The following is a 24,496-nucleotide window of genomic DNA, read 5'->3' on the forward strand; positions in this document are numbered from 1 at the left end:
AGGAGACGGAATGGATGACTGGAGCGGGCGGCCCGAGGATTTCACGCTCCTGCCCGACCTGGCCGTCCGCCCGCTGGGCGGTTCGGTGATCTGGGCGAACGACGAGTTCTTCGCCGAGAAGGAGAATCTGATCAACCCCGGCCCGGCCGAGCACCGCACGGCCACGTTCGGGCACAAGGGCCAGATCTACGACGGCTGGGAGACCAGGCGGCGGCGCGGGGTGCCCGGCGAGGACAGCGCCATCGTGCGGCTCGGCGTGCCCGGCGTGATCCGCGGGATCGTGGTGGACACCGCCTGGTTCACCGGCAATTACCCGCCGGCGGTGTCGGTGTCGGCGCTCGAGATCGAGGGGTATCCGCCCGCCGCCGATATCGCCGCGCGCACCGACTGGGTGCCGCTGGTGGAGCACGCGCCCGTCGCGGGCGACAGCCGCAATCCGTTCGCCATCGACAGTGAAAAGCGCTGGACCCATGTCAAACTCACCATGCACCCCGACGGCGGTATCGCCCGGCTGCGGGTGCACGGCGAGGGCAGGCCCGATCCGGAGCTGCTCGGCCTCGGGCCGCTGGACCTGGCGGCGCTGGAGAACGGCGCCCTGGTGCTGGACTGCTCCAACCGCTTCTACAGCTCGCCCAACCAGATCCTCTACCCCGGCCTGGCGCGGCGCATGGGCGACGGCTGGGAGACCTCGCGCCGCCGCGACGACGGCAACGACTGGGTGCGCATCCGCCTGGCCGGACCGGGCCTGATCCGGCTCGCCGAGATCGACACCTCCTACTTCCTCGGCAACAGCCCCGGCTCCGCGCGGCTGAGCGGCCGCACCGCCGACGGCACCGACCTCGAACTGCTGCCCCGCACCGACCTGCTGCCCGACACCAGGCACCGGTTCGCGGTGCCGCCCGCGGCGGCCTCGGTGGAGGAGGTGCGCCTGGACATCTACCCCGACGGCGGGCTGGCGCGGCTGCGCCTCTACGGGGAGCTGGGCGGATGAGGGATTTCGTCGGCTACGGGCCCACGCCGCCCGACCCGCGCTGGCCGGGCGGGGCGAAGATCGCCGTGCAGTTCGTGCTGAACTACGAGGAGGGCGGGGAGAACAGCGTCCTCGACGGCGACCCGCACGCCGAGACGTTCCTGTCGGAAATCGTTCCGGCCGAGCCCTTTCCGAACCGCCACATGAGCATGGAGTCGCTGTACGAGTACGGCTCGCGGGCCGGATTGTGGCGCGTGCTGCGGGTTTTCGAGCGGCGCGGTCTGCCGCTGACGATCTTCGCGGTGGCCAGGGCCATGCAGCGCAACCCCGAGGCGGTGTCGGCCTTCCTCGAGCTCGGGCACGAGATCGCCTCGCACGGCTTGCGCTGGAAGTCCTACCAGCTCAGCGATATCGAGACCGAGCGCGCGCACATGGCCGAGGCCGTGCGGGTACTCACCGAGCTGACCGGCACCCCGCCGCGCGGCTGGTACACCGGCCGCGACTCCCCGCACACGCGCGAATTGGTGGTCGAGCACGGCGGTTTCGTCTACGACTCCGATTCCTACGCCGACGATCTGCCCTACTGGGTGCGCGTCGGCGAGCGGGACCACCTGGTGGTGCCCTACACCCTCGACACCAACGACATGCGGTTCTCCTCCCCGGCCGGATTCCCCAGCGGCGACCAGTTCTTCGCGCACCTGCGCGACGCGTTCGACGTGCTGTACCGGGAGGGTGCGGAGGGCAGCCCGAAGATGCTCTCGGTGGGCCTGCACTGCCGTCTGGTCGGACGGCCGGCGCGCACGGCGGCGCTGGAACGGTTCCTCGACCACATCCAGGCGCGCGAGGGCGTGTGGATCACCCGCCGCATCGACATCGCCGAACACTGGCGCGCGGAGCACCCCGCGACGGGCGCCTGACCACACCACAATCCGGGGGTTGTCCGCCGCCGCCCGCGCGCTTAACGTTCCCTCCAGGCACAACGGAGGGAAATGATCATGTTCCAAATTCGAACGATGGCGCGCGCGACGGTGGCCGCGGGCATCGTGGGCGCGGCGGTTCTGTCGGGGAGCGGGATGGCCGCGGCCGCGCCCGCCGCCGAACCACCGCGGGCCGAGGCCATCGAATGCCGCCCGGACACGGCGTACCTGCTGAGCTGCTTCCTCGAGGCGCTCACGCTCGGCTCGTCGTCGCTGTCGGCGAAGTAGGCCGTTCGTCCCGCCGCCGGTTGGTCGTCGGGAACAACCGGGCCGAGCGGGACGAACGCGCGACGCCCCCGCGATCCTTTTCTGGGGTCGCGGGGGCGTCGTGTTCGATCAGGCGGGGGCGTTCAGGCGCAGGAACACCGTCTCGCCGGTGTTGTCCTCGGTGCCGTCGTTGTCGGTGACCACGTACAGCGTGCCGTCGCTCAACGCCATGCCCTCGACCTTCTCCTGCACCCAGCCGTTGGTGGCGCGCAGTTCCGCAAGCAGGTCCACGGCAAGGGTTTTGGGCAGCACGGTGGGCGGCGTGGCCGCGTCGGTGACGCCGTCGCCCGCCGGTATCGCCACCCGGTATACGGCCTTCACCCGCGCGCGCGGGCCGCTCAACTTGTCGCGCTCGAGCACCAGCAGCGAGTCGCCGTCCACCACGATCTCCGAGACGCCGAGCCAATCCCCCTCGGTGTCGGTGGTCTCCAGTTGGTAGCCGAACCACTGCCAGGTGCCGTCGGCCGGAGAGTACCTGCCGATCCTGGTGATGCCCTTCGGGTCCGACTTCAGCTCGCGCTGCAGCACCACCCAGACGGTCTCGTCCGCACCGGACCCCTGCACGGCTACGCCTTCGAGACCCTGCGCGCCGAGTTGGCCCGAGATATCGGCGGGCAGCGCGACGCGCTTGTCGATCGCGCCGGTCGCCGAGACCTGGACCAGCTGGTTCTGCGGGCCCTCTTTGCCCTCGACGGCCAGGTAGAAGCCGCCGTCCGCGCGGGCCGCCAGACCCTCGACATCGAGAGCGACCGGCTCGCCGTTCTCGGTGATCGGTATCTCGGTGTCGATCACAGCGGGTCGGGTGGACACGTCCACGCCGAGGACGCGGGAAGGGCCGAAAGCGTCGTCGGTGGCGGTGTAGAGCCGATCGGCCGCTGCCGGGTCTGCGCTGAGCGCACCCAGCGCGCCCCAGCCGATCGGGGCGCCGTCGGCGTCGGCGGAGACGATGGAGGGGTAGCCGGGCGCTCCCGAGCCGGCGAACTCGTCACCATAGCCGTAGATGTTGACCGCTGCGCGCATGCCGATCTCGGCGTCGTCCAGTTCGGTGGAGATGACCAGCAGATCGCGCGAGGGGACGGGGAGAATGCCCTCCGGACCGATGGTCGTGGGCAACAGCTGGCGGAACACCGGCGAAGTCGGGTCCGAGACATCGTACACCGCAACGAAATTGCTGCGTTCGGAGCCCATCAGCAGCACCGGGGTGCCGTCGAGTTCGGTCACCGCGAGTCCTTCCGGTTCGGGCCCCTTCTTGCCCGCGCGACTCTCGATGTGCATACCGCTGCGCACCGCGAGGCGCTCGAACTCGTCGCCCGCGTCCCACACCACCTCGCCGGTGCGTGCGTCGAACACGCTCCAGCCACGGGTGCCGCCCTTCCAGTCGCCCTCGTTGGCGGTGACCAGGTGATCGTCGCCGATCCAGCCGATGGCGTCGGGTTCACGGGGCAGATCGGTGATCGCACCGGATTGGTCGATCGTGCCGTCGTCCTCGGTGTCGATGCCGCTCACCGACGCCGTGCCCGCCGAGAAGATCGAACGCACCGTCGCGGTCGCGGCGTCGATGATCGCGATGCCGTTGTTCTCCTGCAAGGTCACCGCGACCTCGCCGCGCCCGTTGAAGCTGACGTACTCCGGCTCCAGATCCTGCGGCGTGTCCAGTCCAGCGGCGGCGGCCTGTGCTTCGTCGAACCGCACGGCTTGCGCCGACCAATCCTGCGGTGCGCCATCCAGTTTCAGGATCTGCACGAAACCGGTCGGCGGCTGCGGGAGATCGCCCTCCTCGCGGCCCTCGGGGGTGAACTCCTCGTCGCGCTGGTTCTCGATCGCGATCGCGGCCAGCTTGCCGTCTGCGCTCACGGCGATCGAATCCGGTTGGCCGCCGAGGTCGATGCTGTGCACCTTGGTGCGGTCGCTCACCCGGACCACGTCCACCCGGCCCGACGGCGCGGCGAAATTCCCACCGCTGCTGTCGATCACGACGAGCACGTGGTCGCCGACCACCGCCACCGACGTGGGCTGGTCGTCGGCGTTGCCGAGCTGGGCCAGCGACAACGTGCCCGCGCCCACCGGGTTCGACGGATCGCTCAGGTCCACGAAGCCGATCCGCTTGCCCGGCGCGTCGGTGTAGACGAGCGTCTCGCCGTCCTCGGTGACGGCGGAGATCTCCGCGACCGTCTCCTCACTCGGATCGACGCCGTCGGGCCGGTTCTCGAACACCGGGTAGGTGGCGAGCCGGTGGTAGCTGCTCGACGGGTCGTGCTCCCAGCCCGCGGGTGCGGGCGGCGCGCCCGCACCCTCGTCGTCGCCGCCGCACGCGGCCACGGCGGTGACCGTCACCGCCGCGATCGCGGCGCCGAGCCACCTTCGCCTCATCCTGGCCATCGTCGGCCCCTTCCTCACTCGACTCGCGTTCCCGCCGGGGCGGGAACGCGGCGAGCCTGGTGCAACGGGGTGACGCGAGCGTGACGCGCGGGTGAATCGGCCGGGACGGCTCGGCTGCGGATCAGGACTCGAACAGACTCCGCACGAACGGCAGCGAATCGGGCAGCGAGGCGTTCACGGCGCCGCTGTGGTCCTCGTCGTAGGTGTGCAGCACGACCGGTTCGCCGTTCGCTTGCAGCTTCGCCGCGAACGCGAGGGTGGCCGGGGTGATCACATCGGTGTCGCGCAGGCCCTGGCCGAGGAACACCGGACGGTCGTAGCCGGACTCGGGCAGCGCCATGGTGCGCGACAGGATGCCGCGCAGATCGGGGATCTGCGCCAGCGGACGGGTGAACATCTCGCCCAGCACCACGTTGTTCGCCGACAGTTCCTCGCCGAACTCGTCGATGCAGGCGGTGCGCCCGCGCTCGAGCCAGGTGCGGCCCTCCTCGGTCAGGTACGACTCCACCGCGAGCTCCGGGTGGGTGGTGCGCAGGCCGTTGAGAATGTAGAAGACGTAGGCGGTGCTGTGCGGACCCAGTTCCATGGGCGGCATGCCGGGGCCGAGCGGCAGCAGGATGTCCTCGATGTAGGCGGGCACGCCGGTGCCGACCGCGCCGCGGTAGTCGAGTTCGGGGCCGCCGAACTCGGTGGCGTAGCGGGCGGTGAAGACCGCCGCGCCGCCGCCCTGCGACTGCCCGACCACGGCCCACTTGTTCGACAGCTCGGGGTATTGCCGGGTCGCCGCCTTCACCGCGTCGACGACGTTGTGCGCCTCGACCTTGCCGTTCAGGTAGGGATGCTCGCCCGGTGTGCCCAGGCCCGCGTAGTCGGCGGCCACCACGGCGTAGCCCTCGTTCAGCCACGTGCCCAGGTAGGTCCAGTCCCGTTCGACGGCCGAGGGGCCCACGACGCTGTAGGCGCAGTCGTCGCCGATGCCGACGGTGCCGTGCGCCCACGCGATCACCGGCCAGCCGCCCTCGGGCGCCTCGCCGGCCGGGAAGTAGACGGCCGCGCTCGCGGTGGTGGGCGCCTCGCCCACGGTGGTGGACTCGTAGAGCAGCCGGGCGCCGCGCGCCGCGTCGGGCGGCGTGGCCACCGCGGCCAGCGGTCCCACCGAAGTCACCGCGCCGGGGGCGGCGCTCGCGGCGGCCGGATGCAGCAGGACGGTCGCACAGGCCACGGCCGCGGCGACGCACAGTTTCCGCATGGGACTCCGTTCGGTACGTGGAGCGGTCCTCCCGACAAGTTGGACGACCGCTCGAGATTTGGCTCCTCGCTCGAGTCTGCCGCATCGGCCCGGTCCGGCGTGGCGCGGCCCACACGCGCGGGCGGGGGCAGGGCTGTGAATCGACTCACAACCCCGCGCGCACGGGCGTGTCGATCCCGGGGTGCCGCGCGATCGCAAACAGTACGAGCGTTACGCTGAAACCGCACGTCAGGGCTACCCGTCGGTAGATTGCCGCCGTGCAATTCGCCCGCAAATTTCGCAGAGTTAGCAAAGTTGTTGCGAAACCTAGCTCGATTTCACAGTAGCAACAGGTAGACGGCTATTTCCTGGTGTGCAATCGTGTGGAAGTACACCCCATGGGCCTAGCAAGCCTGCGAATCGCCGCCCCAGCAGTTTTCCGTTGCGCGGTGCGGCACATCGACCGAACAGAGAAGTGGAGTCAGAGATGTCGACAGTCGGCACCCCGAAGACCGCTGCGGAGATCCAGCAGGATTGGGACACCAACCCGCGCTGGAAGGGCATCACCCGTAACTACACCGCGGAACAGGTGGTGGCGCTGCAGGGCACCGTCGTCGAGGAGCACACGCTCGCCCGCCGCGGCTCGGAGATCCTGTGGGATCTCGTCAATAACGAGGACTACATCAACTCCCTCGGCGCCCTCACCGGCAACCAGGCGGTCCAGCAGGTCCGCGCCGGCCTCAAGGCCATCTACCTGTCCGGTTGGCAGGTCGCCGGCGACGCGAACCTCTCCGGCCACACCTACCCGGACCAGTCGCTGTACCCGGCCAACTCGGTCCCGCAGATCGTGCGCCGCATCAATAACGCGCTGCTGCGCGCCGACGAGATCGCCAAGGTCGAGGGTGACACCTCGGTCGAGAACTGGCTCGCCCCGATCGTCGCCGACGGCGAGGCCGGCTTCGGTGGCGCCCTCAATGTCTACGAGCTGCAGAAGGCCATGATCGCGGCCGGCGTCGCCGGTTCGCACTGGGAGGACCAGCTGGCCTCGGAGAAGAAGTGCGGCCACCTCGGTGGCAAGGTGCTCATCCCCACCCAGCAGCACATCCGCACCCTGACCTCGGCCCGCCTGGCCGCCGACGTCGCCGGCGTGCCCACCGTGGTCATCGCCCGCACCGACGCCGAGGCCGCGACCCTGCTGACCACCGACGTGGACGAGCGCGACCGCGAGTTCCTGGACGGCACCCGCACCGCCGAGGGCTTCTTCGGTGTGAAGAACGGCATCGAGCCCTGCATCGCCCGCGCCAAGGCCTACGCGCCCTACTCCGACCTCATCTGGATGGAGACCGGCGTGCCGGACCTCGAGGTCGCCCGCAAGTTCGCCGAGGCCGTTCGCGGCGAGTTCCCGGACCAGCTGCTGGCCTACAACTGCTCGCCCTCCTTCAACTGGAAGGCGCACCTGGACGACGCGACCATCGCGAAGTTCCAGCGTGAGCTCGGCGCGATGGGCTTCAAGTTCCAGTTCATCACCCTGGCCGGCTTCCACTCGCTCAACTACGGCATGTTCGACCTGGCGCACGGCTACGCCCGCGAGGGCATGACCGCGTTCGTCGACCTGCAGGAGCGCGAGTTCAAGGCCGCCGCCGAGCGTGGCTTCACCGCCATCAAGCACCAGCGCGAGGTCGGTGCCGGCTACTTCGACACCATCGCCACCACCGTCGACCCGAACACCTCGACGGCCGCCCTGAAGGGCTCCACCGAAGAAGGCCAGTTCCACTGAGCCCCTTCGCGTGACGGGTGGGGTGCGGCCGTGAAACCGCACCCCGCGCGCACCGGGTGTCGCCTCGGGAAGAGAGGTTCCCGAACGTGAATACCGGCAATCCTCTACTCAGGTAGGGGTGTACCGCCCTCCCCCGCTGAACAGCCTCGGCGGGGGAGGGCATCCCTATACCTTGGACATCGTCCAAACCCCAGCCACCCCAGAGCCAGACCAACCCAGCAGGAGCGGGACGTGAGCAGCGAGAAGATTCAGCGCGTCGGCATCATCGGCGCCGGACAGATGGGTGCCGGAATCGCGGAGGTGTGCGCCCGCGCGCACGTCGACGTGCTCGTCTACGAACAGACCAGGGAACTAGCCGCCGCCGGGCGCGCCCGCATCCTGCGCTCGCTCGACCGCGGCGTGAGCAGCGGCAAGATCACCGAACGCGAGCGGGAACAGGCCGCCTGGCGCCTGCGCTTCACCTCCGATCTGGGCGACTTCGCCGACCGCCAGCTGGTGGTCGAGGCCGTGCTGGAGAACGAAGAGGTCAAGACCTCCATCTTCGCCGAGCTCGACAAGGTCGTCACCGACCCCGACGCCGTGCTGGCCTCCAACACCTCCTCCATCCCGATCATGAAGATCGCGGTCGCCACCGCCAACCCCGAGCGGGTCGTCGGCATGCACTTCTTCAACCCGGTGCCGGTGCTGCCGCTGGTCGAGCTGGTCACCACGCTCAAGACCAGCGAGTCGGTGTCGGCGCGCGCCGAGGCCTTCGCCGGCGACGTGCTCGGCAAGCAGGTCGTGCGCTCGGCCGACCGCTCCGGCTTCGTGGTCAACGCCCTGCTGGTGCCCTACCTGCTCTCGGCCATCCGCATGGTCGAGTCCGGTTTCGCCACCAAGGAGGACGTGGACAAGGCCATGGTGCTCGGCTGTGCCCACCCGATGGGCCCGCTGGCGCTGACCGACCTGGTCGGCCTCGACACCGTCAAGTCCATCGCCGACTCGATGTACGCCGAGTTCAAGGAGCCGCTGTACTCCGCCCCGCCGCTGCTGATGCGCATGGTCGAGGCGGGCCTGCTCGGCAAGAAGACCGGCGCGGGTTTCTACCAGTACAAGAAGTAGTGAGCGGCGCGCGGACGCGCGTTGTGACAGGCGGCCCCGATGCCCGAGCGAGGTGCCCGCGCGAGGAGCGCGGACCTGGTCGGCGCGGGGTCGCTCGCTTCCTCCGGGCCGCACCGGGCCGACGGGTATGGTCGGTTCCGGATCCCGCACGGCACGGGCCATAAGGTGCAATACGGCTGGGTAGCGTGATCGAAAAGGAGTTCTCGCGCATGGTCAACGTCACGGACGGCTACGGGTCGAGCATCCTGGGATATCCCAGGATCGGACCGCACCGGGAACTCAAGCGGGCGCTGGAGGCGTACTGGCGCGGCGACATCCCGCGCGCCGAGCTGCTGGCCGTCGGCCGCGACATCCAGGAGCGCCAGTTCAGCGAGCTGGCCGCCACCGGCCTCAGCCAGGTGCCGGGCAACACCTTCTCCTTCTACGACCACGTCCTGGACAACGCGCTCATGTTCGGCGCGGTGCCGCAGCGGTTCCAGCCGTACCAGGACGTGATGGAGCCGCTGGACTTCTACTTCCTGATGGCGCGCGGCCGCCCCGATCTGCCGCCGCTGGAGCTGGTGCGCTACATCGACACCAACTACCACTACCGCCAGCCCGAACTCGACGCCGACACCACGTTCTCCCTGCACGCCGAGGCCCTGCTCGACGAGTTCGACCGCGCCAAGGCCCAGGGCATCGAGCTGCGTCCGGTGATGCTGGGCCCGGTCTCGCTGCTGCTGCTCTCCAAGGCGGGCCACGTGCCGGGCGAGGCCGAGTTCGATCAGCTCACCCTGCTCGACCAGCTGCTGCCCGTGTACGAGGAACTGTTCGAGATCCTCGCCAAGCGCGGCGCGACCTGCGTGCAGCTGGACGAGCCGGTGTTCACCAGCGAGCGCACCGAGGCCGAGCTGGCCGCGTTCGAGCGCGCCTACCAGCGGCTGTCCACCGCAGCGCTGCGCCCGCGCATGCTCGTCACCGGGCAGTACGGGGATTTCGGTCCCGCGCTGCCGATCCTGGCCGCCTCCAACGTGGAGGCGATCGGGCTGGACCTGGCCAGCTACCGGATGCGGCCCGAGGACCTGGCCGCCGTGCCCGGCATCCGCCGCAAGCGGCTCTACGCCGGCGTCATCAGCGGGCGCAACGTGTGGCGCGCCGACCGGTACGTGACGCTGGAATACCTCAACGAGCTGGCCAAGGTGTGCCCCGACCTGGTGGTGTCCACCGGCAGCACGCTGCTGCACGTGCCCTACGACCTGCTCGTCGAATACGACATCGAGGGCAATGTCGCCGATCGCCTCGCCTTCGCGAAACAGAAGGTGGGCGAAGTGGTTTCGCTCGCCAAGGCGCTCACCGAGGGCCCGTCCGACAAGTGGCGCAAGCGGCCCACCGAGGTGCACTTCAAGCAGAAACACGCCGTGCGCCAACGGGTTTACGCGATCACGCCCGAGATGCGCACGCGCGAGCCGTACGAGCAGCGCCGCGTCGCGCAGCAGGAGCGGCTGAACCTGCCGCCGGTGCCCGCCACCACACTCGGCTCGTTCCCGCAGACCGCGAAGGTGCGCCAGGCGCGCTACGACCTCGGCGAGGGCCGCCTGTCCTACGAGGAGTACCGCAAGCGGATCGAGGCCGAGATCGAGGCCACCATCCGGTTGCAGGAGGACATCGGCCTGGATGTGCTGGTGCACGGCGAGCACGAGCGCAACGACATGATCCAGTACTTCGCCGAACTGCTGGACGGCTTCGCCACCACGCACTTCGGCTGGGTGCAGGTCTACGGGTCGCGCTGCGTGCGCCCGCCGATCATCTACGGCGACGTGTCGCGTCCGGCGCCGATGTCGGTGGAGTGGATCAGCTACGCGCAGTCGCTCACCGACAAGCCGGTCAAGGGCATGGTCACCGGGCCGGTCACCATGCTGGCGCGCTCGTTCGTGCGCCAGGATCAGCCGCTGTACGAGACCGCCGACCAGGTGGCGCTGGCCATCCGCGACGAAGTGGTGGATCTCGAGCGCGCGGGCATCGCCATCATCCAGGTGGACGAGCCCGCCATCCGCGAGATGCTGCCGCTGCGTGCCGAAGGGCGCGCCGAATACCTGCGCTGGGCCGTCGGGGCGTTCCGCCTGGCCACCTCCGGCGTCGGCCCGGCCACCCAGATCCACACGCACATCGGGTATTCCGGTCGCGCGGAGATCGTCGAGGCGATCGAACAACTCGACGCCGACGTCACCGCCATCGTCGCCACCCGCTCCATCGAATGGGTGCTCAAGGCGCTCAAGGAGGACTGCGCCTCGGGCCACGGGCTCAGCCACGGCGTGGGACCGGGTGTGTACGAATCGCGGTCGGCGCGCATCCCCGATATCGACGAGCTGGACGAACTGCTCACGGCCGCTGCGGAAGCCGTGACGCCGCAACGGTTGTGGGCCAATCCTGACGGCGGGTTGAAGACCAGGCACTACTGGCAGTTGGAGCCTTCGCTGCGCAACCTCGTCGCGGCGGCCCGGCGCATCCGGCGCCGGATTCCGGCCGAGTAGTTCGTTGCGGGCCGCCTTCTCCGAAAGGGGAAGGCGGCCTTGCTTTTCCGGCTAATTGGGCGTGCCCTCCCCCAACACCACGGTCACCGTCCGTTCCTCACCGTCGGTACCTAGCACGACCAACTGCACGGTGTCGCCCGGCCGGCGCACGTTGATCGCGGAACGCAGGGCGCGGGCCGTGGTGATCGCGCGTCCGTCGACCGCCGTGACGATCTCGCCGCGCGAAAGTCCCGCCGCGTAGGCCGGACTGCCGTAGATCGCCACGTCCACGCGCGCGCCGGTGGGCGCGGCGTCGGAGATCAGCACGCCCAGCGTCGCGGTGGGGCCGATGTGCACCGAATCGGTGGGCGAGCCGGAGCGGATCTGGCGCACCACGCGCATCGCCGTCTCGATCGGCACCGCGTAACCGTTGGGCTCGCGCGGCCGCTCGGATTCCTCGCGCTCCCCCGACGCCGCCGTGATCACCCCGACCACGGCGCCGAACCGGTCGGCCAGCGCGCCGCCGGACTGTCCCGAACTCACCGCCGCCGCCACCTCCAGCATCCCGGTCAGCGCCTTGCGCGAGAGGTCCGCAGAGTTCAGCGCGACGATGGTGCTGTTCAGCGCCGTGATCCGGCCCGCGATCGCGGTCGGCTCCCCGCCCGTGCCGCCCGCGTTGCCGATGGCCAGCACCTCGTCGCGGATCCGCAGATCGGCGGCGTTGCCGAGCTGGGCGGCGGTCAGCCCGGCCGCACCCGGCAACTCCAGGAGCGCGATATCGGCGGACGAGTCGTATCCCAGGACGGTCGCTGTGAAGATGCGGCCGGTGTCGACCAGCGTCACCACCACCCGGTCCGCGCCCTTCACCACGTGGTGGCTGGTGAGCACCTGTCCCTCGGCGGTGAGCACGATCCCCGACCCGGCCGCGCCCGGCCCGAACGCGCGCGTCGAGGTGCTGATGTGGACGAGCGCGGGTGAGACCGCGGCCGCGACCGCGACCGGATCCAGCGGTGGCGGCGGCACGGTGCTGGTGACCGGCCTGGTCGCGTCGCCCGCTCCGGCGAACGGCGACCACCTCGGCGGCTCGCCCCGGTAGGCGAAGAAACCCGCCGCGACCAGCACCGCTACCACGATCAAGGTGAGCGCGCGCCCACCCCCGGTGTGCCGACCATCGTCCATGGATGCTCCCGACTCCGCTGAGGGCTCGCGTTCCATTGTGGCCGGAGATCGCCGGGAACCCCGGCGCTGCGGATGACAAAACCGCCCATGCGACGGTAGGCATGTATTCATGAGCACCGCTGCCGCCGCCTATGCCGTGTCCGCTCCCGACGGGGCCTTCGAGAAGGTCACCATCGAGCGCAGGGAGCTCGGCCCGCACGACGTGCTGATCGACGTCAAGTACGCGGGCATCTGCCACTCCGACATCCACACCGCGCGCGACGAATGGGGCGGCACCCGCTACCCCTGCGTGCCGGGCCACGAGATCGCGGGCATCGTCGCGGGCGTCGGGTCGGCCGTGTCAAAGTTCGCGGTCGGCGACCGCGTGGGCGTCGGCTGCATGGTCGATTCGTGCGGGAAGTGCGGGCCGTGCCTGGCCGACGAGGAGCAGTACTGCCTGCGCGGCGCGACCATGACCTACAACTCGGCTGTCGACGAATCCGTGCAGCCGGGCGGCACCACCCTCGGCGGCTACTCCACCCGCGTCGTGGTGACCGAGAACTTCGTGGTGGGCATCCCCGAAGGCATCGGGCTGGACGTGGCCGCGCCGCTGCTGTGCGCGGGCGTCACGCTGTTCTCGCCACTGCGGCGCTGGGACGCCGGGCCCGGCAAGCGCGTCGCGATCATCGGCATGGGCGGGCTCGGGCACGTCGGGGTGAAGATCGCCGCCGCGATGGGCGCCGAGGTCACCGTGCTCAGCCACTCGCTGTCCAAGCAGGAGGACGGCAAGCGCTTCGGCGCGCACCACTACTACGCCACCGCCGACAAGCAGACCTTCCGCGAACTGCGCGGCCGTTTCGACCTGATCCTCAACACGGTGTCAGCCGACCTGCCGCTGGACGACTACCTGAAGCTGCTCGCCCTCGACGGCACCCTGGTGATCCTCGGCCTGCCCGAGAACCCGATGAGCGTGAAGCCGTTCACGCTGGCCGGTTTCCGCCGGTCGCTGGCCGGGTCGATGATCGGCGGCATCGCGCAGACCCAGGAGATGCTCGACTTCTGCGCCGCGCACGGAATCGGCGCCGAGATCGAACTCATCTCCGCCGACGAGATCGACAGCGCCTACGACCGCGTGGTGGCCAGCGACGTGCGGTACCGGTTCGTCATCGACGCGGCCACCATGTAGCGGAATTCCGCTCGCGGACGGCATGTTCGCGGGCGGCGGGCGTGCGGCGTCGCCTACCTTGGGCATGTGTCCGAGGATGAGGAAATGCCGCCCGCACCGAAGTCCGACGCTACGGTGGTGACCGCGAACCTGACCGCGGGCCCGCCGCCGTGGCTGCTGCGCGCCTTCCTGCTCGCGGCCACCACGGTGGCCGGGCTCATCGCGTCGTTCTGGGTACTGCAGAAATTGCAGGGCTTCCTGACGGTGCTGCTGGTCTCGCTGTTCCTGGCGTTCGCGATCGAACCCGCCGTGAACTGGCTGGCCGCGCGTGGGGTGCGCCGCGGGCTCGCGACCGGTGTGGTGTTCCTCGGGCTCGTCACGGTGGTGGTGGCGTTCGTGTGGACGCTCGGCGCGCTGTTGATCGACCAGGTCACCACGCTGGTGCAGAATGCGCCCGACTACGCGGACCAGGGTGTCGACTGGATCAACGAAACCTTCAACGCGGAACTGTCGGGCGAGGACATCTCCCGCTATCTGACGCAGTGGAGCGACCAGATCGAGAGCTATCTGGTCGGTGTCGCCGAAAACGCTTGGGGCATCGGCACGGCCGCGATCGGCGCGCTGTTCCAGGCCCTCGGCATCCTGCTGTTCACGTTCTACTTCGCCGCCGACGGGCCTCGGTTCCGCGACGCCGTGTGCTCGCTGCTGCCGCCCGAACGGCAGCGGCACGTGCGCCGCGCGTGGGACATCGCGGTCGAGAAGACCGGCGGCTACATCTACTCGCGCGGCCTGCTCGCGCTGTGCTCGGCGCTCGCGCACTACGTGGTGCTGCGCTGGCTCGACATCCCGTCGGCGTTCGCGCTCGCCCTCTGGGTCGGCGTGGTCTCCCAGTTCATCCCCACGGTCGGTACGTATCTCGCCGGCGCGCTCCCCGTGATCGTCGCGCTCGTCCACCACCCCACCGACGCCCTGTGGATCCTCGGCTTCATCATCCTGTACCAGCAGTTCGAGAACTACGTCCTGCAACCCCGCATCACCGCGACCACGCTCGACATGCACCCCGCCGTCGCCTTCGGCTCCGTCATCGCCGGCGCCGCTCTACTCGGCGCCACCGGCGCCCTGCTCGCCATCCCCGTCACCGCCACCGTCCAAGCCTTCGCCGGCGCCTACATCCGCCGCTACGACGTCGAAACCGACACCACCCCACCACCCCCGAAACCCAGGAAGTCACGAAACTGGACCCGGCAGTTGACGATTCGCCTCACGGGTGCGAATCCAGCTCCCGAACCCGCTGCGCCGGAAGAGAAGCCGAACCCGGATCGGTAGCGGTGTCGCCGGCCGATCGGTGGTGGCGGTCCCGATCAGTTGCGGTGCGCCCGGCGTAGTCCAGCGCTGCGATCCGTCAGTCCGCGTCGGGGAAGAGCGTGAGGACAGCCGCCGTCACCTTCTCGATCGTCTCCCGCTCGGCACCCGCGATACTCACGGCGGGCACACTCTCGAACTCGTAGCCATCGGCGACCGGGTCGAAGGTGGGGCCGACCCGCACTTTGTACGTGCCGTTGGGCTCGTCGGATGTCCGGTAGACCCGGCGCCCATCTATCTCCAGGGACTTGTAGTTCGTGAATTCACGGTCGGTCGAATGCCCGTACTCGACGTAGAGCGAATCCCCGTCGAGCTGGAACCAGCAACGATCGACCCACTGGTTGTCGCCGACCCGGGCGTCCGGGAGTTCGGTCAGGACATCACAGGGATCCGCACCGGTGACCACCGTGCGGACGGTATGCGGCGAATCTCCCAGCTTGGGAAAGCGTTTCCACTCCGACAGCGCGACCGTCACCAGCGATTGCGCGACCGGGCACGGCTCGGTGCCCGGAGGCAGCTCGACGGTCAGGTCTATCGAACCTCCGGTCGGCAATTGCGCGTAGGCCGAGCACATTCGGAATGTCCTGTCGGCGAGCTCCTCCTCCGACAGGACGTCGTGGTCACCGAGCAAGGTGACCGACATCCCGTCGATGGTGATGTTGGTGGCCTGGTCCATCTCGGTGTTCTCGACCGCGCGGACGACCCACTCCACCGAAGCATCCGGGTCCGAAAGATCATCCCCGATCGCCGCCTCGCACTCGTACAGCCAGTCGGTGCCCACCGCCGCGACCGGGCCGAGCTTCGCCAGCTCGGACTCCGGCAGCAGCGCACAGATATCGGTGCTGCGCAGCCTGTTCAGTTTGTCCGCGCCCGGCACCGCCGAAGTGGGCTGCTGCTCCACCCCATCGTCACAGGCGACCACGGCAACCATCAGCGCCACGAGCACCACAGCTCGCCGAACCATGCTCTCCCCCTCTTCGCGACCGTCCGCTACAACGTAGTCCAGCCGGTCCGCTCTCGCGCAGAGGCACTGGAAGCCGCGGAACCGGTCGCGCGACACCAGCGGCAGATCCGCCACGGAGGTAGCGGCAGATCCACCACAGATGTGGCGGCAGATCCATCATCCATCGAGGTTCGCACGCGGAGGTGACGATGCAGACCAGGCTCGGACCGGCAATCCCGCGCCGCGCTGAGGCTGCGGTGCGCGAGGCGCTCGGGGACACGCGAGTAGTCCTTGTCAACGGCGCTCGTCAGAGTGGCAAGAGCACCTTGGTACGGCTCGCCGCCAAGAACAGTGACGCCGAATGGCGAGACCTCGACACCGCCCTCAACCGACAGGCGGCGTTGGCGGACCCGGACGGATTCGTCGACTTCCCCGGGCTGATGGTGATCGATGAGATTCAGCGCGCGCCCGAACTGCTGTTGTCGATCAAAGCCCGCGTTGACGTGGACCCGCGACCTGGCCAATTCCTACTCACCGGATCAGCGCGCGTGCTCGGAGTGCGGTCACTGCCCGACTCGTTGGTCGGGCGTATGGAAACGATTGAACTCTGGCCGTTTTCGCAGGGCGAGATCGACAGCGGGCCCGACGGGTTCATCGACGCCGCGTTCGCCCTCGGCGATGCGCTGCGACACAGTTCCACTCTCGCCAGGTCCGAATATGCCGAGCGGCTCCTTCGCGGCGGGTTCCCCGAAGCGGTCGCGCGTACCAACGACCGTCGGCGCCGCGCCTTCTTCGATTCGTATGTCGGCGATCTCATCGCGCGTGACATCCAGCAGCTGACCGAGATCGAGCGGACCGCGGAATGCAGAATCTCGTGCGCATGCCGGCCGCCAGATCCGGCGGATTGCTGTCGGTCACCACCCTGAGCGACGAACTGGGTCCAGCTGCGGCGACTGTCAAGCGATACTTGGCACTGTTGGAGGAAGTCTTCCTCATCAAGCGGATTCCGGCCTGGTCCCGCAATGTGAGCAGCCGTGCCACCACAGCGCCGAAACTCGCGTTCGTCGACTCGGGTATCGCCGCACACCGAGTCGGCGCCGACCTGCGCAGCCTGCTCCGGCCCACCGGCCAGTTCGGCCCGCTGTTGGAGGGATCCGTCCTCATGGAACTTGCTCGCCAGCTGACCTGGTCCGAGGACGAAGCCGAACTCTTCCACTACCGCACGCGCGACCAGGTAGAAGTCGGCGCGGTCCTGGAGAACCGGCGCGGCGAGGTCGTCGGCGTCGAAGTCAAGGCGGCGTCCACGGTCCACCCCAACGACTTTCGCGGCCTCCGCCACCTCGCGGCACGACTGGGCGACGATTTCCGCGTCGGCATCGTCCTCCACACCGGACGGCAGACCCTGCCCTTCGGTCCCGGAATGCTGGCCATGCCGATCAGTGCGCTGTGGGAAACTCGGGCCGCCTGATCACTGGTGGGTGAAGGCCGCGGTGGACGTCTCCGGCGTGGGGCTCAGGACAACGTGAGTTCGGCGTTATGCAGCAATCGCCCTACGGGGAGAGAGGTTCGGGCTGCGGTGAGGCGGTTGTGACACCGGGCTGGCTGGGGACCGCCCGGATCGGGGTGGGGTTCTCGGGTAGTCGTTCGAGTAGGGCGTTGACCCGTTGTGCGAACTCGGCGTCGGCGGCGATGTAGCGGTCTTTGATGACGTTGTGCAGCGTTTGGATGTCCTGGACGATCTTGTAGTGCTCTTCGAGAAGAGCGTGGACGCTGTTGTCGGAGCCTTTGGCTTTTTCTTTGAAGCGGCTGACCAGCGTCTGGGCGGAGGTCAGCATCTGCATGTCGGCGCCGATGCCCCAGTCCTTGTCGTCGATTTGGGAAATGGCTTCGGCCTCACGCTGCATCTCGTTGATGAGTTCGAGGAAGCGGGTGCAGTCGCGGTCGATGTAGACGAAATCTTCCGGTTCGATCCGCAGTCCGAGCCTGCCTTCTCGTGCCTCGGTGATCAGGTTCGCCAGTGGCGAAGGTGTGTCGTTCTCACTCATAGTCTTTCCCCTCCTGAGAGTGTGTCCGGCGCAGGCGACAGGTGTCAGCTGCCCACGGGAAGAATTGGTACGACCTTCTCGGCGAAGGACAGTCCGAGGTCACAGGCATCGATCGTTCCGGTCGCTTCGCGCGAGGGGGGGTTGTTGACAAAGAACTCGAGACTTCCGCCCTGCATCTCCACGTTGACGCTGCAGACTTCGGTTCCCCGGTTCTCGTTGCGTCGTGCGATGACGGTGGGCCGGCCACTAACAGTTGCCTCGCGGCCGTCGTAGTAGAACTCCTGGCGCACGAAGTCGAGCGTCATGTTCGTGACCTGAACAGACACCGCGTGCCCCTTGGTCCTTACCCAGGAGCATCCACGCCACTTCACCAAACCACCCTGTGCGTCGGCGTCGGCGGTGTTCGGAATAACCGCCGGGTGTACGTCCTCGGCATCCAGCACACTCTGCGGGATATCCGTACAAGGATCGAATGACTGCGGCACCTCCGGTTCCAGCCCCAGCGAGTTCTTCCCATCCTCCGCACTCGTACTGGTACCCCCGCCGGCCGGCTGCGCCTCCCCGTCGGTGGTCGACCCACACCCGACCAACCCGGCCCCGGCCGCCACCACTCCCAGAATGCAAACAGCCCTGGTAACGGCTCGCATCGTCACCCCCGCTTCCCGTTCCACGGTCACTCAGTCGCGGCAACTATATCCAAACAGGCAATCCGCAGGTCGCCCCGTCAACCGCCCGAAGCCGCGGGAACGGATCCTGAGCCGCATCCGCTCCACACTTGTTTGGACGCGGCGACTTGCAGTCTGGTTCCCACTGATTCTCACGCCACGCGAGTGCCCGTGGCGGCGCCGATCGTTGCATCAGGGCACAGTCCGTACGCCACGTAAACGCTTGGGCCACAGCAGTACTCGGGCCGGGCTGATCCGGCGAACCGTTCGGAAACTCAGCGTCCGCGCAGATCGGCCGGTGTCCGCCCGAGCAGGGCGCGGGCGGTGCGGGTGAAGTGGGCCTGGTCGGCGAAATCTCCGAGATACGCGGCCTCGGCCGGGGTGTGGTGCGGGGCCGACGCCAGCGCGGCGCGGAGCCGATGCCACTGGCGCACGCGGTGCAGCGGGATGCCGAGCGAGGTCCGCGCGAGCGTCCGCAAGCGCGGGGGCGAGAGCCCGGCGTCCGTCGCCAGCGCGGACAGGTCGGTTGCCGTGGCGCAGTGGGTGACGGCGTGGCGCAGCCGTGGGTCGAGGGCGGGCGGCGATCCGATGGTCGCCGTCAGTTCGTCGTGGACCGCGGTGAGGTCCCACTCGGAGCCGAGGGCGTCCAAAAGCCGCGCGGCGGAAAGCGTATCGAGCGGGCGCGGATCCTCGGAGCGGGGGAGCAGCCACGGGTTCAGCAGCACCGCGACGAAACCCTCGGAGGCCGTGCAGGTGTGGCGCACTTGCGGCGGGACGAGAACCCCGGGAACCTCGTGACCGTCGAAGGTGAGGACGCCGCCGACCGGCAGCGCGAGCTTCCACGCCGGCTGGCTGTGCGCCGTGGTGGCGGCGCCGCCGCTCGCCCCGTACGCGTCGACGCCGTGCAGCGAGGCGAAGCGCACGAGGCGATCGTTGCGTTCAAGACTCCAGTCGACGCGCGCGGAAATCATCCCGAGTATGCACACTGTCGCAGCACTCGCCCTCGGTGGCTTCTTCACGGCCACCGGCCTCGGCCATTTCCTGGCCGCGCCGTACTTCCGCTCGCTGGTGCCCGCGTGGATACCCGCGCCCGGCGCGGTGGTGGCGGCCAGCGGCATCGCGGAGATCGCCGTCGCCGGTTCGCTTTTCGTGCCCCAGACCCGCGTGGCGGGCGGCTGGGCGGCCGTCGTCCTGATCGGCGGCTTCCTGGTGGTCTGGCTCGACGCGCTGCGCCGGGTCTCGTCCGGAGCCGAGCGGTTCGCGGACCGCCCGCTCGGGATGGCGGCCGTGCTCGCCGCCAACGCCGGATACCTGCTGTGGGCCGGCTATATCGCCGTCGGGTGAGCTACACCAGGCTCAGCCAGTAGTCCTGGAAGCGCAGGAAGATCAGCAGCAGCACCACTGCGAAGAACACCACGACCAGCGTCCACCGCCATTCGGCGACGATGCCGAGCGGACCGCGCTGCCCACCCCACAGCTGATCGGTGACGACCGCGAACAGCGGCGTGATCACCGCCCACACCACCATGCAGTACGGGCACAGCGCGCCGATCCGGTACAGGCTCTGGAAGATCAGCCAGCACACGAAGACGATGCCCGCGAGGGTGCCCAGCCACAGCCCGCCCCACACCCAGCGGGGCAGGCCGACGCCGGCCACCGCGAGCACGCCGAGCGTGACCACCACGGAGAACCCGACGATGCCCAGGATCGGATTGGGGAACCCGAACACCGAGGCCTGATCGGTCTCCATCACCGACCCGCAGGACAGCACCGGGTTGAGGCTGCACGAGGGCACGTATCCCGGATCGGTGAACAGTTTGAACCGCTCGACGGTCAGCGTCACCGAGGCGAGCCAGCCCGCCAGGCCGCCGATCAACAGCAGCCAGGCGGCCCGGGGCGACGCGGCGATCACTGTCCCGCGGCCGCCGTGGCGATGGCCTGCTCGAGTTCGCTCGGGTTGACCTGCTTGCCGTTCACGTACACCGTCGGGGTCTGGGTGACGCCCTCGGCGAAGGTCTGCTCGGTCTTGGCGGACACGAACTTCTCGTAGGACTTGTCGTTGATGCAGGGCGCGACCGCGTCGGTGTAGCCGACGGAGCGAGCGATCTCGATCAGCTGCTCGTTGGTCAGGCCGGCGCCGCCCTCGGCGGGCTGCTGGGCGAACATCGTCCGCAGCCAGGTCGGGTACTTGGCCGGGTCCTCGCCGGCCACGCAGTAGGAGGCGTTGGCGGCGCGGCTGGAGAACTGCGTGGTGGACGCGCGGTCCAGGAACGAGATGATGTTGTACTCGACCGCCGCGGTGCCGCTGTTCACGGCGTCCTCGAGCACCTGCCCGTAGGCCTGCTCGAACGCCTTGCACGCGGGGCACTGCAGGTCGGCGACCAGGCGCACGGTGACCTTGGCGTCGGGCTGCCCGACCCGGATGGACCCGTTGTCGGTGATCGAGCCGGTGAGGCCGCCGGGCGCCTGCGGCGCGGCGATGGTGGGGGTGGGCCCGGGATCGTCGCTGTCGGACTTCTGGACGGCCAGGCCGATGCCGATGGCGGCGACCAGGCCGACCAGCACGGCGGCGACGCCGACCTGGATGGCGATCTTGCGCTTGCGGTCGGCTTGTTCCGCCTTCTGCAGCGGATTCTTCCGTCCCGGGTTGTTGCTCACCGTGCGTTCACCACGCCTTTCGCTCGCTTTCCGGTAACGCGCCCTGCCCTCCCGATGCTAGTTCGGCGCGAGGGGCCGCGTTCGGGCCGAAAGTCATCATGATCGGTGAACCTGAGAGATTGCGTAGTGTCGCGGCGCGAGTTCAGCGCGGCAGCAGGCCCGACAGCACCAGCTCGACCGCGCGCTCGGCCAGATCGGGCGGCATCGCGCCGTCGAACTGGGTGACGTACATGTGGACCAGCCCGCCGAGGGTGAGCAAGGTCATGCGCGGATCGGCGGTGGGCGGGAGCTCGCCGCGGGCGATGGCGCGCCGCACGATCTCCTCGGAGGCGGCCAGGCGCGCGATCCAGAATTCGCGGCGCGTCTCGGTGGTCTCGGGGTCGCCGCCCGCGAATCCGGCGCCCCGGATGAGGGCCGCGCCGAACGGGCTGGCGCCGAAGCGCATCAGCCGTCGCGTGAACTCCTCCAGGTCGGTGCGCACCGAGCCGGTGTCGGGGATCGGGATATCGGCGTCCACGCGGGAGAGCAGCGCGTCGAGCAGCAGCCTGGTCAGGGTTTTCCAGCGGCGGTAGATCGAGGTCTCGTGCACGCCCGCGTCGGCGGCGATATCGGCGACGCGCACGTGGTCGATGCCGTCGGCCTCGATGCGGGCGACGGTGGCGTCGAGGACCGCGCGGCGCAGGCGGGCGCCGCGCAACTGCGGGGTGGGGTTCACCATGCGCCGATTATCGCAAGTGCTCTTGCGTTATTGCCAGCCGCGTCCTACCGTGGCCGTAACGCAAGTCGACTTGCGATAGAGGTGGAGTGCATGGACAGCGTGGTCGCGCCCTCGGGGCGTTGGAACGGCATCGAGACCGAGGGCGTGGTGACCTTTCGTGGCATCCGCTACGCGCGGGCGTCGCGCTTCGGTCCGCCCGAACGGGAACCGGTGAGCAAGACGCCTATCGACGCGACGAGCAGGCACACGACGGCTCCGCAGCTGCCGCCCCGGCTCGCGGTGGTGATGGGACTCGCGTCCCCGCTCGAACAATCCGAGGACTGCCTCGTGCTCACCGTGACCGCGCCCGCCGACGTGCGGGAGCCGCGCGCGGTGCTGGTGTGGTTGCACGGCGGGGCGTATCTCACCGGCAGTGGTGAATGGAATCTCTACGATGCCGACCGGCTGGTGCGCGAGACGGGCATCGTCGTGGTGTCCGTGTCGTACCGGATCGGCGTGCTGGGATACCTTCGCGCGCAGGGTGTTTCGCCGGGCAACCTCGGTCTGGTCGATCAGCTGGCCGCGCTCGAGTGGGTGCGCGAGAACATCGCCGCGTTCGGCGGTGACCCCGGGCGGGTGACGTTGGCGGGGCAGTCGGCGGGTGCGCATTCGGTGGTCGCGCTGCTGGGGATGGAGCGGGCGCGCGGGCTGTTCGCGCGGGCGATCGTGCAGAGTGCGCCGTTCGGCGTCGGATTCCACACGCCGGAGCGGGCCGAGAGGGCCGGGGCGGTGTTCCTGGCGGAGCTGGACGGTGATCCTCGCTCGGCCTCGGTGCCGGAAGTTCTGGCGGCCCAAGGGCGAGCCGTTCGCCGGTTGGCCGGGCCGGGTGGGCTGAACTCCGCGCCGCCGTTCCTGCCGGTCGCCGGCGTCGAGCCATTGCCGGGGGATGCGCTGTGGCGGGCCGAGGTTCGGCATCGGGCGGCCGGCATACAAGTGATCGTCGGCTGTACGGCCGAGGAGATGCGCGCGTTCTTCGACGGCCCGCACCCGGTGTGGGACGCCGTGCGCCGGGTGCCGGTGCTCGGTCGACGGTTCGTCTCCGCGGCGGGAGCGCTGGTCGGGCGAAAGGTGTTCGCGGACGGCGTCTTCGAGTTCGCCGACCTGCTCGCCGCGGCGGGCGCGCGGGTCTATTGCCACCGGTTCCACGCGCCGCATCCGGACAACCCGTTCGGCGCGTGCCACTGCATCGAGCTGCCCCTGCTCTTCGGCGCGGCCGAGGACTGGCGCGACGCGCCGATGGTGCGCCCGCTCGACCCGGCGGGACTGGACGCGGCCGGTATCGGAACCCGCCGCCGCTGGGCGGAATTCGTGCGCACCGGCGCGGTCGGCGACGGTGCGTGGCCGCCGCACCGGCCCGGATCGCGCTTCGCCCGGCAGCTGCCCTGAAAGGAAACCCATGGGACGACATGCGGAAGTCATCGGCGGCGGCATCGGCGGGCTCACCGCCGCCACCGCCCTGGCGATCGACGGTTGGACGGTGCGGCTGCACGAGCGTCAGCCGGAGATCCGCGCGGTGGGCGCGGGAATCTACGTGTGGGACAACGGTTTGGCCGCCCTGGATGCGGTCGGCGCGTTCGAGGAGGCGACCCGCGGCGCGCATATCGGCCCGGCCGTGGAGGCGCGGTCGCGCACCGGGAGGACGCTCTACCGGATCGGCATCAACGGTCCCGGGCAGCCGCGCTGCTACACGCTGTTGCGGGACCGCCTGATCGACGCGCTGGTGCGTGCCGCGGGTCGTGCGGGGGTGGAGCTGGTGACGAATTCCCGTGCGGTGCGGGCCGACCCGGACGGCACCGTGACCTTCGACGACGGGCGCAGTGCCACAGCCGATCTCGTGGTGGCCGCCGATGGCGTGCACTCCCGATTGCGCGACCAGCTCGGAATCGCCGTCCGGCGCAAGCGGATGCGCCAGGGCGCGGCTCGGTTGATGGTGCCCGCCACGGACGACTGCTTCACTCCCGAGGACCGGGTGAAGCACCTCGAGTACTTCCAAGGCAGCCGCCGGTTGCTCTACACACCGTGCACGCCCGACCAGATCTACCTGGCACTCGTGGCGGACGCGGACGATCCGTCGATCACCGGCACGACCGTCGACATCACCTCCTGGACACGCGGTTTCCCGGGAATTGCCCCGCTGCTGCGGACTGCCGAGGGAATCCCGTTGCGCTGGGACACCTTCGAATACATCCGGCTCGCGTCCTGGTCGCGGGGGCGGGTCGCCCTGCTCGGCGATGCCGCGCACGCCCAGCCGCCCTACCTCGGGCAGGGCGGCGGCACCGCCATGACCAACGCGGTGTCGCTCGCGGGGACCGTCGGCAGGCGCGGGATGTCGCTCACCGACGCGCTGACGGCGTGGGAGCGCGAGCAGCGGCCGGATGTCGAACGCACCCAGCGCATGTCGTATCGGATGCGCCTGCTCAACGCGGTGCCCGACGTCGTGCGCGATCCGCTGCTGAGCCTGGCCGGACGGTCTTCCGGGTTCGCCGACGCGCAACTCGCGGCGACCAGGCTGCGGCCCGCCGCGAACGGAAACACTTCATCGAAGAAGGAGTAAG

General features: G+C 69.4%; 23 protein-coding genes. 13 read left to right on the forward strand and 10 right to left on the reverse strand.

Features of this window, described 5'->3' with window-relative positions; genetic code table 11:
- Window positions 1-10 precede the first annotated feature (10 nt).
- The 3 genes from alc to DFR74_RS16050 all read left to right on the forward strand — a co-directional run bounded on the left by alc (window position 11) and on the right by DFR74_RS16050 (window position 2,175).
- Complete coding sequence (gene alc / locus DFR74_RS16040; RefSeq protein ID WP_067505829.1) at window positions 11-991, forward strand: allantoicase; 981 nt, start codon at window positions 11-13, stop codon at window positions 989-991.
- A complete protein-coding gene (puuE, locus tag DFR74_RS16045; RefSeq protein ID WP_067505833.1) occupies window positions 988-1,887 on the forward strand; it encodes an allantoinase PuuE in 900 nt (299 codons plus the stop codon). The genes alc and puuE overlap by 4 nt, the downstream gene beginning before the upstream one ends.
- A gap of 78 nt (window positions 1,888-1,965) precedes the next feature.
- Complete coding sequence (locus tag DFR74_RS16050; RefSeq protein ID WP_147265839.1) at window positions 1,966-2,175, forward strand: hypothetical protein; 210 nt, start codon at window positions 1,966-1,968, stop codon at window positions 2,173-2,175.
- Between the two features lie 108 nt (window positions 2,176-2,283).
- On the opposite strand, the gene DFR74_RS16055 is transcribed toward DFR74_RS16050, so the two are convergent.
- Together DFR74_RS16055 and DFR74_RS16060 are read right to left on the reverse strand one after the other, a co-directional pair.
- Entirely contained in the window at window positions 2,284-4,593 is a 2,310-nt protein-coding gene (locus tag DFR74_RS16055; protein ID WP_067505840.1) for an esterase-like activity of phytase family protein, read from the reverse strand.
- Between the two features lie 121 nt (window positions 4,594-4,714).
- Complete coding sequence (locus DFR74_RS16060; protein WP_067505844.1) at window positions 4,715-5,842, reverse strand: alpha/beta hydrolase family protein; 1,128 nt, start codon at window positions 5,840-5,842, stop codon at window positions 4,715-4,717.
- 466 nt (window positions 5,843-6,308) lie between these two features.
- Here DFR74_RS16060 and aceA point away from each other — a divergent pair, with 466 nt between their 5' ends.
- From aceA to metE, 3 genes are all read left to right on the forward strand, one after another.
- A complete protein-coding gene (gene aceA / locus DFR74_RS16065; protein WP_067505848.1) occupies window positions 6,309-7,598 on the forward strand; it encodes an isocitrate lyase in 1,290 nt (429 codons plus the stop codon).
- Between the two features lie 231 nt (window positions 7,599-7,829).
- Window positions 7,830-8,699, forward strand: a complete 870-nt coding sequence (locus DFR74_RS16070) for a 3-hydroxybutyryl-CoA dehydrogenase (RefSeq protein ID WP_067505851.1) — start codon at window positions 7,830-7,832, stop codon at window positions 8,697-8,699.
- A 209-nt stretch (window positions 8,700-8,908) separates the two neighbouring features.
- On the forward strand, window positions 8,909-11,209 hold the full coding sequence (gene metE / locus DFR74_RS16075) for a 5-methyltetrahydropteroyltriglutamate--homocysteine S-methyltransferase (protein WP_067505853.1): 2,301 nt from the start codon (window positions 8,909-8,911) through the stop codon (window positions 11,207-11,209).
- 51 nt (window positions 11,210-11,260) lie between these two features.
- On the opposite strand, the gene DFR74_RS16080 is transcribed toward metE, so the two are convergent.
- Complete coding sequence (locus tag DFR74_RS16080; protein WP_067505856.1) at window positions 11,261-12,367, reverse strand: S1C family serine protease; 1,107 nt, start codon at window positions 12,365-12,367, stop codon at window positions 11,261-11,263.
- 109 nt (window positions 12,368-12,476) lie between these two features.
- On the opposite strand from DFR74_RS16080, the gene DFR74_RS16085 reads away from it, so the two are divergent.
- Window positions 12,477-13,532 (forward strand): NAD(P)-dependent alcohol dehydrogenase, encoded by a 1,056-nt coding sequence (locus tag DFR74_RS16085; RefSeq protein WP_067505859.1) that lies wholly within the window; start codon window positions 12,477-12,479, stop codon window positions 13,530-13,532.
- 66 nt (window positions 13,533-13,598) lie between these two features.
- Window positions 13,599-14,837 (forward strand): AI-2E family transporter, encoded by a 1,239-nt coding sequence (locus DFR74_RS16090; protein ID WP_232331675.1) that lies wholly within the window; start codon window positions 13,599-13,601, stop codon window positions 14,835-14,837.
- Window positions 14,838-14,913: 76 nt separating this feature from the next.
- Here the strand turns inward: DFR74_RS16090 and DFR74_RS16095 are convergent, their stop codons facing one another.
- The gene (locus DFR74_RS16095) at window positions 14,914-15,837 is read right to left on the reverse strand and encodes a hypothetical protein (RefSeq protein ID WP_147265840.1); all 924 of its coding nucleotides are present in this window, start codon (window positions 15,835-15,837) and stop codon (window positions 14,914-14,916) included.
- A gap of 188 nt (window positions 15,838-16,025) precedes the next feature.
- Here DFR74_RS16095 and DFR74_RS36670 point away from each other — a divergent pair, with 188 nt between their 5' ends.
- Together DFR74_RS36670 and DFR74_RS36675 are read left to right on the forward strand one after the other, a co-directional pair.
- Complete coding sequence (locus tag DFR74_RS36670) at window positions 16,026-16,742, forward strand: ATP-binding protein (protein WP_228789142.1); 717 nt, start codon at window positions 16,026-16,028, stop codon at window positions 16,740-16,742.
- Window positions 16,697-17,284, forward strand: coding sequence for an ATP-binding protein (locus tag DFR74_RS36675; protein WP_198161698.1), 588 nt, complete (start codon window positions 16,697-16,699; stop codon window positions 17,282-17,284). The genes DFR74_RS36670 and DFR74_RS36675 overlap by 46 nt, the downstream gene beginning before the upstream one ends.
- 82 nt (window positions 17,285-17,366) lie before the next feature.
- Here DFR74_RS36675 and DFR74_RS16105 read toward each other — a convergent pair whose 3' ends face one another.
- The 3 genes from DFR74_RS16105 to DFR74_RS16115 all read right to left on the reverse strand — a co-directional run bounded on the left by DFR74_RS16105 (window position 17,367) and on the right by DFR74_RS16115 (window position 19,449).
- Complete coding sequence (locus tag DFR74_RS16105) at window positions 17,367-17,861, reverse strand: hypothetical protein (RefSeq protein ID WP_067505869.1); 495 nt, start codon at window positions 17,859-17,861, stop codon at window positions 17,367-17,369.
- A 44-nt stretch (window positions 17,862-17,905) separates the two neighbouring features.
- Window positions 17,906-18,532, reverse strand: coding sequence for a DUF3558 domain-containing protein (locus tag DFR74_RS16110; RefSeq protein WP_170160766.1), 627 nt, complete (start codon window positions 18,530-18,532; stop codon window positions 17,906-17,908).
- 269 nt (window positions 18,533-18,801) lie between these two features.
- Window positions 18,802-19,449, reverse strand: coding sequence for an AraC family transcriptional regulator (locus DFR74_RS16115; RefSeq protein WP_198161699.1), 648 nt, complete (start codon window positions 19,447-19,449; stop codon window positions 18,802-18,804).
- Between the two features lie 55 nt (window positions 19,450-19,504).
- On the opposite strand from DFR74_RS16115, the gene DFR74_RS16120 reads away from it, so the two are divergent.
- Entirely contained in the window at window positions 19,505-19,870 is a 366-nt protein-coding gene (locus DFR74_RS16120) for a DoxX family protein (RefSeq protein ID WP_067505881.1), read from the forward strand.
- Between the two features lies 1 nt (window position 19,871).
- Here the strand turns inward: DFR74_RS16120 and DFR74_RS16125 are convergent, their stop codons facing one another.
- The 3 genes from DFR74_RS16125 to DFR74_RS16135 all read right to left on the reverse strand — a co-directional run bounded on the left by DFR74_RS16125 (window position 19,872) and on the right by DFR74_RS16135 (window position 21,902).
- Complete coding sequence (locus DFR74_RS16125) at window positions 19,872-20,438, reverse strand: vitamin K epoxide reductase family protein (protein WP_067505884.1); 567 nt, start codon at window positions 20,436-20,438, stop codon at window positions 19,872-19,874.
- Window positions 20,435-21,184 carry a DsbA family protein gene (locus DFR74_RS16130; RefSeq protein ID WP_067505887.1) on the reverse strand — a complete coding sequence of 250 codons (750 nt, stop codon included), beginning with the start codon at window positions 21,182-21,184 and terminating at the stop codon, window positions 20,435-20,437. Before DFR74_RS16130 ends, DFR74_RS16125 begins: the two co-directional genes overlap by 4 nt.
- A gap of 142 nt (window positions 21,185-21,326) precedes the next feature.
- A complete protein-coding gene (locus tag DFR74_RS16135; protein ID WP_067505890.1) occupies window positions 21,327-21,902 on the reverse strand; it encodes a TetR-like C-terminal domain-containing protein in 576 nt (191 codons plus the stop codon).
- A 90-nt stretch (window positions 21,903-21,992) separates the two neighbouring features.
- Here DFR74_RS16135 and DFR74_RS16140 point away from each other — a divergent pair, with 90 nt between their 5' ends.
- Complete coding sequence (locus DFR74_RS16140) at window positions 21,993-23,327, forward strand: carboxylesterase family protein (protein WP_067505894.1); 1,335 nt, start codon at window positions 21,993-21,995, stop codon at window positions 23,325-23,327.
- A gap of 10 nt (window positions 23,328-23,337) precedes the next feature.
- A complete protein-coding gene (locus tag DFR74_RS16145) occupies window positions 23,338-24,495 on the forward strand; it encodes an FAD-dependent oxidoreductase (RefSeq protein WP_067505897.1) in 1,158 nt (385 codons plus the stop codon).
- Window position 24,496: the final 1 nt, after the last annotated feature.

The sequence above is a fragment of the Nocardia puris genome (assembly GCF_003315035.1).
Classification (GTDB): domain Bacteria; phylum Actinomycetota; class Actinomycetes; order Mycobacteriales; family Mycobacteriaceae; genus Nocardia; species Nocardia puris.

Excerpts from the sequence above, each read along its gene's own strand:
- DFR74_RS36670 (WP_228789142.1), top strand. The coding sequence starts at position 16,026 with ATGCAGACCAGGCTCGGACCGGCAATCCCGCGCCGCGCTGAGGCTGCG.
- DFR74_RS16145 (WP_067505897.1), top strand. The coding sequence starts at position 23,338 with ATGGGACGACATGCGGAAGTCATCGGCGGCGGCATCGGCGGGCTCACC.
- DFR74_RS16085 (WP_067505859.1), top strand. The coding sequence starts at position 12,477 with ATGAGCACCGCTGCCGCCGCCTATGCCGTGTCCGCTCCCGACGGGGCC.
- aceA (WP_067505848.1), top strand. The coding sequence starts at position 6,309 with ATGTCGACAGTCGGCACCCCGAAGACCGCTGCGGAGATCCAGCAGGAT.
- DFR74_RS16060 (WP_067505844.1), bottom strand. The coding sequence starts at position 5,842 with ATGCGGAAACTGTGCGTCGCCGCGGCCGTGGCCTGTGCGACCGTCCTG.
- DFR74_RS16105 (WP_067505869.1), bottom strand. The coding sequence starts at position 17,861 with ATGAGTGAGAACGACACACCTTCGCCACTGGCGAACCTGATCACCGAG.
- DFR74_RS16135 (WP_067505890.1), bottom strand. The coding sequence starts at position 21,902 with ATGGTGAACCCCACCCCGCAGTTGCGCGGCGCCCGCCTGCGCCGCGCG.
- metE (WP_067505853.1), top strand. The coding sequence starts at position 8,909 with ATGGTCAACGTCACGGACGGCTACGGGTCGAGCATCCTGGGATATCCC.
- alc (WP_067505829.1), top strand. The coding sequence starts at position 11 with ATGGATGACTGGAGCGGGCGGCCCGAGGATTTCACGCTCCTGCCCGAC.
- DFR74_RS16140 (WP_067505894.1), top strand. The coding sequence starts at position 21,993 with ATGGACAGCGTGGTCGCGCCCTCGGGGCGTTGGAACGGCATCGAGACC.
- DFR74_RS16050 (WP_147265839.1), top strand. The coding sequence starts at position 1,966 with ATGTTCCAAATTCGAACGATGGCGCGCGCGACGGTGGCCGCGGGCATC.
- puuE (WP_067505833.1), top strand. The coding sequence starts at position 988 with ATGAGGGATTTCGTCGGCTACGGGCCCACGCCGCCCGACCCGCGCTGG.
- DFR74_RS16055 (WP_067505840.1), bottom strand. The coding sequence starts at position 4,593 with ATGGCCAGGATGAGGCGAAGGTGGCTCGGCGCCGCGATCGCGGCGGTG.
- DFR74_RS16095 (WP_147265840.1), bottom strand. The coding sequence starts at position 15,837 with ATGGTTCGGCGAGCTGTGGTGCTCGTGGCGCTGATGGTTGCCGTGGTC.
- DFR74_RS36675 (WP_198161698.1), top strand. The coding sequence starts at position 16,697 with ATGCCGGCCGCCAGATCCGGCGGATTGCTGTCGGTCACCACCCTGAGC.
- DFR74_RS16120 (WP_067505881.1), top strand. The coding sequence starts at position 19,505 with ATGCACACTGTCGCAGCACTCGCCCTCGGTGGCTTCTTCACGGCCACC.
- DFR74_RS16080 (WP_067505856.1), bottom strand. The coding sequence starts at position 12,367 with ATGGACGATGGTCGGCACACCGGGGGTGGGCGCGCGCTCACCTTGATC.